7 protein-coding genes are annotated in these 8,996 nt (G+C 70.6%); all 7 read right to left on the reverse strand.

Annotation, left to right across the window (positions count from 1 at the left end):
* Window positions 1-14: 14 nt before the first annotated feature.
* Window positions 15-854 carry an orotidine-5'-phosphate decarboxylase gene (gene pyrF, locus ACWGIU_RS20080; RefSeq protein ID WP_453707625.1) on the reverse strand — a complete coding sequence of 280 codons (840 nt, stop codon included), beginning with the start codon at window positions 852-854 and terminating at the stop codon, window positions 15-17.
* Window positions 851-1,960, reverse strand: coding sequence for a quinone-dependent dihydroorotate dehydrogenase (locus ACWGIU_RS20085; RefSeq protein ID WP_453707627.1), 1,110 nt, complete (start codon window positions 1,958-1,960; stop codon window positions 851-853). The genes pyrF and ACWGIU_RS20085 overlap by 4 nt, the downstream gene beginning before the upstream one ends.
* Before the next feature lie 91 nt (window positions 1,961-2,051).
* A complete protein-coding gene (carB, locus tag ACWGIU_RS20090; RefSeq protein ID WP_453707629.1) occupies window positions 2,052-5,360 on the reverse strand; it encodes a carbamoyl-phosphate synthase large subunit in 3,309 nt (1,102 codons plus the stop codon).
* Window positions 5,353-6,516: a glutamine-hydrolyzing carbamoyl-phosphate synthase small subunit gene (gene carA, locus ACWGIU_RS20095; protein ID WP_453707630.1), complete on the reverse strand. Its 1,164-nt coding sequence runs from the start codon at window positions 6,514-6,516 to the stop codon at window positions 5,353-5,355. The genes carB and carA overlap by 8 nt, the downstream gene beginning before the upstream one ends.
* Window positions 6,513-7,094 (reverse strand): PH-like domain-containing protein, encoded by a 582-nt coding sequence (locus tag ACWGIU_RS20100; protein WP_453707632.1) that lies wholly within the window; start codon window positions 7,092-7,094, stop codon window positions 6,513-6,515. The genes carA and ACWGIU_RS20100 overlap by 4 nt, the downstream gene beginning before the upstream one ends.
* Window positions 7,091-8,377: a dihydroorotase gene (locus tag ACWGIU_RS20105; RefSeq protein ID WP_453707634.1), complete on the reverse strand. Its 1,287-nt coding sequence runs from the start codon at window positions 8,375-8,377 to the stop codon at window positions 7,091-7,093. The genes ACWGIU_RS20100 and ACWGIU_RS20105 overlap by 4 nt, the downstream gene beginning before the upstream one ends.
* 2 nt (window positions 8,378-8,379) lie before the next feature.
* On the reverse strand, window positions 8,380-8,996 hold a 617-nt coding region (locus ACWGIU_RS20110), incomplete at its 5' end, for an aspartate/ornithine carbamoyltransferase family protein (protein ID WP_453707636.1).

An 8,996-nucleotide genomic window follows, 5' to 3' on the forward strand; every position in this document is an offset into this window, starting at 1 on the left:
CCCCAGGTGACCGATTACGCGGTGACGGCCTCGTGGATCTCGTCGGCGAAGCGCCGCGCCGAGTCGCGCAGGGCGTTCACGTCCGGGCCGTGCTGCAGGACCCCCCGCGAGACGTTCGGGACGACGTTGCGCACGGCCTTGCCGAACACACCGGGCAGGTCCGCCGCCGTCGCACCCTGCGCGCCGATCCCTGGAGCCAGCAGCGGCCCGTTGATGTTCAGGTCGAAGGAGGACAGATCGCCCAGGGTGGCACCGACCACCGCGCCGAAGGAGCCCATGGGGGCGGCGTCCGCGTTCTCCGCCGCCAGGTGCGCCAGCATCGTCGCGCCGATCGTCCGGCCGTCCTCGCGGACCGCCCGCTGCACCTCGGCGCCCTCCGGGTTCGAGGTCAGCGCCAGGACGAACAGGCCGGCGCCCGACTCCCGGGCCAGGTCCACGGCCGGCTTGAGCGAGCCGTAGCCCAGGTACGGGGAGACCGTCAGCGCGTCCGAGAACAGCGGCGAGGCCGGGTCCAGGAAGGCCGAGGCGTACGCCCCCATGGTCGAGCCGATGTCGCCGCGCTTCGCGTCCATGACGACCAGGGTCCCGGCCGCCCGGGCGTCCGCCACGGCCCGCTCCAGGACGGCCACGCCCTTCGAGCCGAACCGCTCGAAGAAGGCCGCCTGCGGCTTGAAGACCGCCACCGACTCGGCGAGCGCCTCGACGACCGTACGGGAGAACCGCTCCAGGCCCGCGATGTCGTCCTGGAGCCCCCATCGGGCCAGCAGGGCGGCGTGCGGGTCGATGCCCACGCACAGCGGGCCCCGGGAGTCCATCGCCGCGCGCAGGCGGGTGCCGAACGGGGTCACAGTCACTTGGAGGCCTTTCGGGTCTCGGCGCCCACCGCTTCGGCGAGCGTCGCGTACGGGCTGGTGGCCAGGCGGGCGGCAAGGCCCTTGTGGATGGCGCGGGCGTAGAACGGGCCCTCGTAGATGAAGGCGCTGTAGCCCTGGATCAGCGTGGCACCGGCCAGGATGCGCTGCCAGGCGTCCTCGGCGTTCTCGATGCCGCCGACCCCGACCAGTACCAGGCGGTCCCCCACACGGGCGTACAGGCGTCGCAGAACCTCCAGCGAGCGCTCCTTGACGGGGGCGCCGGAGAGGCCGCCGGTCTCCTTCACCAGGGACGGGGAGGACTTCAGGCCGAGCCCCTCGCGGGCGATGGTGGTGTTCGTGGCGATGATGCCGTCCAGGCCCAGCTCCAGGGCCAGGTCGGCGACCGCGTCGACGTCCTCGTCCGCCAGGTCGGGGGCGATCTTGACCAGCAGGGGCACGCGGCGGTCGGTCACCGTGCGGTCCGCGGCCTCGCGTACGGCCGTCAGCAGCGGGCGCAGCGACTCGGTGGCCTGGAGGTTGCGCAAACCGGGGGTGTTCGGGGAGGAGACGTTCACCACCAGGTAGTCGGCGTGCCGGGCGAGGCGCTCGGTGGAGGCGACGTAGTCCCCCACGGCCTCCTCCTCGGGCACGACCTTCGTCTTGCCGATGTTGACGCCCACCACTGTCCTGAAGACGGCCTCACGGGCCGCCAGGCGGGCCGCCACGGCCGCCGAGCCCTCGTTGTTGAAGCCCATCCGGTTGATCAGCGCCCGGTCCGGTACGAGGCGGAAGAGCCGCTTCTTCGGGTTGCCGGGCTGTGGCTCGGCCGTGACCGTGCCGATCTCGATGTGGTCGAAGCCGAGCATCGACATGCCGTCGATGGCGACGGCGTTCTTGTCGAAGCCCGCCGCGAGGCCGAAGGGGCCGTGCATGCGCAGGCCGAGGGCCTCGGTGCGGAGCTCCTCGTGGCGCGGGGCCAGGGCGGCCGCGACGAAGGTGCGCAGCACGGGTGTGCGGGCGGCGAGGCGGATCCAGCGGAAGGCCAGGTGGTGGGCCTGCTCCGGGTCCATCCGCTTGAAGACCAGGTTGAAGAAGGTTTTGTACATCGTCGGAAAATCCCTCTGCGCTCGTGAAGAGGGGGACACCCGTCGTGAAACCGGTGTCCCCCTCCCCGTGTCCGGGCTGTACGGGCCTGCGTCAGTCGCGGGCCGCGGTGAGTTGCTCCGCGTGCTCCTGGAGGGAGCGGACGCCCACGTCGCCGCGGTTGAGCGCGTCGATGCCCTGTACGGCGGCGGCGAGTGCCTGCACCGTGGTCAGGCAGGGGACGCTGCGGGCCACGGCCGCCGTACGGATCTCGTAGCCGTCGAGGCGGCCGCCGGTGCCGTACGGGGTGTTGACGATCAGGTCGACCTGGCCGTCGTGGATCAGCTGGACGATGGTCTTCTCGCCGTTCGGGCCCTCGCCCTCGCTGAGCTTGCGCACCACGGTGGCGTTGATGCCGTTGCGGCGCAGCACCTCGGCGGTGCCGGAGGTCGCCATCAGCTCGAAGCCGTGGGCGACGAGCTCACGCGCCGGGAAGATCATCGAGCGCTTGTCGCGGTTGGCGACGGAGATGAACGCGCGGCCCTTGGTGGGCAGCGGGCCGTAGGCGCCGGCCTGCGACTTGGCGTAGGCGGTGCCGAAGACGGCGTCGATGCCCATGACCTCGCCGGTGGAGCGCATCTCCGGGCCGAGGACGGTGTCCACGCCGCGGCCGTGGATGTCGCGGAAGCGCGACCACGGCATGACGGCCTCCTTGACGGAGATCGGGGCGTCGATCGGCAGGGTGCCGCCGTCGCCGGTCTTCGGCAGCAGGCCCTCGGCGCGGAGCTCGGCGATGGTGGTGCCGAGCGAGATGCGGGCGGCGGCCTTGGCGAGCGGGACGGCGGTGGCCTTCGAGGTGAAGGGGACGGTCCGGGAGGCGCGCGGGTTGGCCTCCAGGACGTAGAGGATGTCCCCGGCCATCGCGAACTGGATGTTGATCAGGCCGCGGACGCCGACGCCCTTGGCGATGGCCTCGGTCGAGGCGCGCAGGCGCTTGATGTCGTAGCCGCCGAGGGTGATCGGGGGCAGGGCGCAGGCCGAGTCGCCGGAGTGGATGCCGGCTTCCTCGATGTGCTCCATGACGCCGCCGAGGTAGAGCTCGTGGCCGTCGTAGAGGGCGTCGACGTCGATCTCGATGGCGTCGTCGAGGAACCGGTCGACCAGCACGGGGCGGGTCGGGGAGATCTCGGTGGACTCGGCGATGTACGACTCCAGGCGGGCCTCGTCGTAGACGATCTCCATGCCACGGCCGCCGAGCACGTAGGACGGGCGGACGAGGACCGGGTAGCCGATCTCGTCGGCGATGGCCTTCGCACCCGTGAAGGTGGTGGCGGTGCCGTGCTTGGGCGCGGGGAGGCCCGCCTCGGCGAGGACCTGGCCGAACGCGCCGCGGTCCTCGGCGGCGTGGATGGCCTCCGGGGAGGTGCCGACGACCGGCACGCCGTTGTCCTTGAGGGCCTGGGCGAGACCGAGCGGGGTCTGGCCGCCGAGCTGGACGATGACACCGGCGATGGGACCGGCGAGCGACTCCGCGTGGACGATCTCCAGCACGTCCTCGAGCGTCAGCGGCTCGAAGTACAGGCGGTCGGAGGTGTCGTAGTCGGTGGAGACGGTCTCCGGGTTGCAGTTGACCATCACGGTCTCGTAGCCGGCGTCGCTGAGGGCGAAGGAGGCGTGGACGCAGGAGTAGTCGAACTCGATGCCCTGGCCGATGCGGTTCGGACCGGAGCCCAGGATGATCACCGCGGGCTTGGTGCGCGGCGCGACCTCGGACTCCTCGTCGTACGAGGAGTAGAAGTACGGGGTCTTCGCGGCGAACTCGGCCGCGCAGGTGTCGACCGTCTTGTAGACCGGGCGGACCCCGAGGGCGTGCCGGACCTCGCGGACGACGTCCTCGCGCAGGCCGCGGATCTCGGCGATCTGGGCGTCGGAGAAGCCGTGGCGCTTGGCCTCGGCGAGCAGCTCGGGTTCGAGCTTCTCGGCGGCTGCCAGGTCGTCCGCGATCTCCTTGATGAGGAAGAGCTGGTCGACGAACCAGGGGTCGATCTTCGTGAACTCGAAGACCTCTTCCTGGGTGGCGCCGGCGCGGATGGCCTGCATGACGGTGTTGATGCGGCCGTCCGTCGGGCGGACCGCGGTGGCGAGCAGCTCGTCCTTGTCGCCGGTGGGGCCGACGAAGGTGAACTGCGAGCCCTTCTTCTCCAGGGAGCGCAGCGCCTTCTGGAGGGCCTCGGTGAAGTTGCGGCCGATGGCCATGGCCTCGCCGACCGACTTCATGGTGGTGGTGAGGGTGGCGTCGGCCAGCGGGAACTTCTCGAAGGCGAAGCGCGGGGCCTTGACGACGACGTAGTCGAGGGACGGCTCGAAGGAGGCCGGGGTCTTCTCGGTGATGTCGTTGGGGACCTCGTCGAGCGTGTACCCGATGGCCAGCTTGGCGGCGATCTTGGCGATCGGGAAGCCGGTGGCCTTCGACGCGAGCGCCGAGGAGCGCGAGACACGCGGGTTCATCTCGATGACGATGACGCGGCCGTCGACCGGGTCGATCGCGAACTGGATGTTGCAGCCGCCGGTGTCGACGCCGACCTCGCGGATGATCGCGATGCCGATGTCGCGCAGCCGCTGGTACTCGCGGTCGGTCAGCGTCATCGCCGGGGCGACGGTGATCGAGTCACCGGTGTGGACGCCCATCGGGTCGAAGTTCTCGATGGAGCAGACGACGACCACGTTGTCCTTGGTGTCGCGCATCAGCTCCAGCTCGTACTCCTTCCAGCCGAGGATGGACTCCTCCAGGAGCACCTCGGTGGTCGGGGAGAGCATGAGGCCCTGGCCGGCGATGCGGCGCAGTTCGTCCTCGTCGTGGGCGAAGCCGGAGCCGGCGCCGCCCATGGTGAAGGAGGGGCGGACGACGACGGGGTAGCCGCCGAGGGTCTCGACGCCGGCGATGACGTCGTCCATCGAGTGGCAGATGACCGAGCGGGCGGACTCGCCGTGGCCGATCTTGGCGTTGACGGCCTCGACGACGCCCTTGAAGAGGTCGCGGTCCTCGCCCTTGTTGATGGCCTCGACGTTGGCGCCGATGAGCTCGACGCCGTACTTCTCCAGCACACCCTGCTCGTGCATGGAGATCGCGGTGTTGAGCGCGGTCTGGCCGCCGAGGGTCGGGAGGAGCGCGTCGGGGCGCTCCTTCGCGATGATCTTCTCGACGAACTCGGGGGTGATCGGCTCGACGTACGTGGCGTCGGCGATCTCCGGGTCGGTCATGATCGTCGCGGGGTTGGAGTTGACGAGGATCACCCGCAGGCCCTCGGCCTTGAGGATGCGGCAGGCCTGGGTGCCGGAGTAGTCGAATTCGGCGGCCTGTCCGATGACGATCGGGCCGGAGCCGATGACCAGGACGGACTGGATATCGGTGCGCTTAGGCACGCTCGGCCTCCATCAGGGCTGTTTCCATCAAAGACGTGAAGCGGTCGAAGAGGTACGCGGCGTCGTGCGGGCCGGCGGCCGCCTCGGGGTGGTACTGGACGCTGAAGGCCGGCTGGTCGAGCAGCTGGAGGCCTTCGACGACCTGGTCGTTCAGGCAGACGTGGGAGACCTCGGCGCGGCCGAAGGCCGTGTCGGAGACCTTGTCGAGGGGCGCGTCGACGGCGAAGCCGTGGTTGTGCGCGGTGATCTCGACCTTGCCGGTGGTGCGGTCCTGCACCGGCTGGTTGATGCCGCGGTGGCCGTACTTCAGCTTGTAGGTGCCGAAGCCGAGCGCGCGGCCCAGGATCTGGTTGCCGAAGCAGATGCCGAAGAGCGGGGTCTTGCGGGCGAGCACGCCCTGCATGACGGAGACCGCGTGGTCGGCGGTGGCCGGGTCGCCCGGGCCGTTGGAGAAGAACACGCCGTCCGGCCGGACCGCGTACACGTCCTCGACGGTGGCGGTGGCGGGCAGCACGTGCACCTCGATGCCGCGCTCGGCCATCCGGTGCGGGGTCATGCCCTTGATGCCGAGGTCGACGGCGGCGACGGTGAAGCGCTTCTCGCCGATCGCGGGGACGACGTACGCCTCCTTGGCGGCGACCTCGGCGGAGAGGTCGGCGCCCTTCATCTGCGGCTGCGACGTGACCTTGGCGAGCAGGGCCTCGTCGCGGATGCCGACCCAGGCCTCGCCCGAGAAGATGCCGACGCGCATGGCGCCGCGTTCGCGCAGGTGGCGGGTCAGGGCGCGGGTGTCGATGCCGGAGATCCCGACGACGCCCTGCTCGACGAGCTCCTCGTCCAGCGAGCGCTGCGAGCGCCAGTTCGAGGGGACGCGGGCGGGGTCGCGTACGACGTAGCCGGCCACCCAGATGCGGGAGGACTCGGGGTCCTCGTCGTTGACGCCGGTGTTACCCACGTGCGGGGCGGTCATCACGACGACCTGCCGGTGGTACGACGGGTCGGTGAGGGTCTCCTGGTAGCCGGTCATGCCGGTGGAGAACACGGCCTCGCCGAAGGTCTCCCCCACAGCGCCGTAGGCGCGGCCGCGGAAGATCCGACCGTCCTCCAGGACGAGTACGGCGGGAGCTTTGGCTGCTCCCCTGGTGGAGGTCGTCATCGTTCGGCGCCTTCCGTCGTGATGGATGAGTTCATGAGATTGATGGCTTCGACCCAGGCGGCGTGTTCGGCCGCGCGGTCGGAGCGGAATCCGGAGTCGATCAGCTTGTCGCCGTGCGCCCAGGTGACGACGAGCAGACCGCCCTCGGTGAGTACCTTGCCCGCGATTCCCTTGTCGAGGCGGGCGCCGCGCAGCTGCGCGGCGGGTACGAAGAAGTCGTTGGCACCCGGTCGGACCACGTCGAGGCCCGTGTCGGTGAGCGTGAGCTCGACCCGGCTGCGCAGGCCCAGACCGTGGGCGACGATCCGGTCGAGCCACTGTCCGGCGGTGGTGGACCCGTGGTAGCGGCCGGTCAGGGCCAGCCGGTGCTCGGGAAGACCGTCGGGTGCGGCGGGCAGCTCCGGCAGATCGTTCTGCAGAGCGCCGCGCCATTTCCAGCCCTGCCGCATCAGCCAGTAGACGAACGCGACGAAGACGGCCAGGCCGATCACCCACGCCATACGGGCACCGAAGCTGGTCACCTCCGCCGACTGTCGTTCGGCGGCCTCGGCGGCCAGTTGGATCACTGCAGGTGTCACGCCAGTTTCCCGTCCACGACCGTTGCCCGGCCCCGCAGGAAGGTGTGAGTGACGCGCCCCGGCAGCTCACGGCCCTCGTAAGGCGTGTTGCGGCTGCGGGAGGCGAAGTGTGCGGGGTCCACGACACCACGGTACGAGGTCTCGACCAAGGTCAGGTTCGCGGGTTCACCTGCCGAGACGGGACGGCCGTGGTTCTCCAGGCCGCCGATGCGCGCCGGCGCGAAGGACATCCGCTCGGCGACGCCCGCCCAGTCGAGCAGCCCGGTCTCGACCATCGTCTGCTGGACGACGGAGAGCGCGGTCTCCAGGCCGACCATGCCCATGGCGGCGGCGGCCCACTCGCAGTCCTTGTCCTCGTGCGGGTGCGGGGCGTGGTCGGTGGCGACGATGTCGATCGTGCCGTCGGCGAGCGCCTCGCGCAGGGCCAGCACGTCGCGCTCGGTGCGAAGCGGCGGGTTGACCTTGTAGACCGCGTTGTACGAGCGCACGAGCTCCTCGGTGAGGAGGAGGTGGTGCGGGGTGACCTCGGCGGTGACGTCGATGCCACGGGACTTGGCCCAGCGGACGATCTCGACGGATCCGGCGGTGGAGAGGTGGCAGATGTGGACGCGGGAGCCGACGTGCTCGGCGAGCAGGACGTCGCGGGCGATGATCGACTCCTCGGCGACGGCCGGCCAGCCGCCGAGACCGAGTTCCGCGGAGACGACGCCTTCGTTCATCTGGGCGCCCTCGGTGAGGCGGGGCTCCTGGGCGTGCTGGGCGACGACGCCGCCGAAGGCCTTCACGTACTCCAGGGCGCGGCGCATGATCACGGCGTCGTCCACGCACTTGCCGTCGTCGGAGAAGACGGTGACGCGGGCGGCGGACTCGTGCATGGCGCCCAGCTCCGAGAGCTGCTTGCCCTCCAGGCCGACGGTGACGGCGCCGATGGGCTGCACGTCGCAGTAGCCGGATTCCTTGCCCAGGCGCCAGACCTGCTCGACGACGCCGGCGGTGTCGGCGACCGGGAAGGTGTTCGCCATGGCGAACACGGCGGTGTAGCCGCCGGAGGCGGCGGCCCGGGTGCCGGTGAGGACGGTCTCGGAGTCCTCGCGGCCGGGCTCGCGCAGGTGGGTGTGCAGGTCGACGAGGCCGGGGAGGAGGATTCGGCCCTCGGCCTCGATGACGGTCGCGCCTTCGGCGGACAGGCCGGTGCCGACCTCGGCGATGGTCTCGCCGTCGATCAGGACGTCCTGCGCCTCGCCGCCGAGTACCTTCGCGCCACGGATAAGGATCTTGCTCATGGTTACTTGCTCTCCTCGGTACGGGCGGTGGTGACGGCGGGCTCGGAGCCTCCGAGCAACAGGTACAGGACGGCCATGCGGGTGGAGACGCCGTTGGCGACCTGCTCGACGGCCGTGCAGCGGTCGGAGTCGGCGACCTGGGCGGTGATCTCCATGCCGCGGTTCATCGGGCCGGGGTGCATCACGATGGCGTGCTCCGGCATCTTCGCCATGCGGTCGCCGTCGAGGCCGTACCGGCGGGAGTACTCGCGCTCGGTCGGGAAGAAGGCGGCGTTCATGCGTTCGCGCTGCACACGCAGCATCATCACCGCATCGGACTTCGGCAGCACCTCGTCGAGGTTGTACGAGACCTCGCAGGGCCAGGTCTCCACGCCGATCGGGACGAGGGTGGGCGGGGCCACCAGGGTGACCTCGGCGCCGAGGGTGTGCAGCAGGTGGACGTTGGAGCGGGCCACGCGGCTGTGCAGGATGTCGCCGACGACGGTGATCCGGCGGCCGTTCAGGTCCTTGCCGAGGCCGGCGTCGCGGCCGACCAGGCGGCGGCGCATGGTGAACGCGTCCAGCAGGGCCTGGGTGGGGTGCTCGTGGGTGCCGTCGCCGGCGTTGACGACGGCGGAGT

Source organism: Streptomyces sp. NPDC054840, from assembly GCF_053611065.1.

Excerpts from the sequence above, each read along its gene's own strand:
- ACWGIU_RS20085 (WP_453707627.1), bottom strand. The coding sequence starts at position 1,960 with ATGTACAAAACCTTCTTCAACCTGGTCTTCAAGCGGATGGACCCGGAG.
- carA (WP_453707630.1), bottom strand. The coding sequence starts at position 6,516 with ATGACGACCTCCACCAGGGGAGCAGCCAAAGCTCCCGCCGTACTCGTC.
- ACWGIU_RS20105 (WP_453707634.1), bottom strand. The coding sequence starts at position 8,377 with ATGAGCAAGATCCTTATCCGTGGCGCGAAGGTACTCGGCGGCGAGGCG.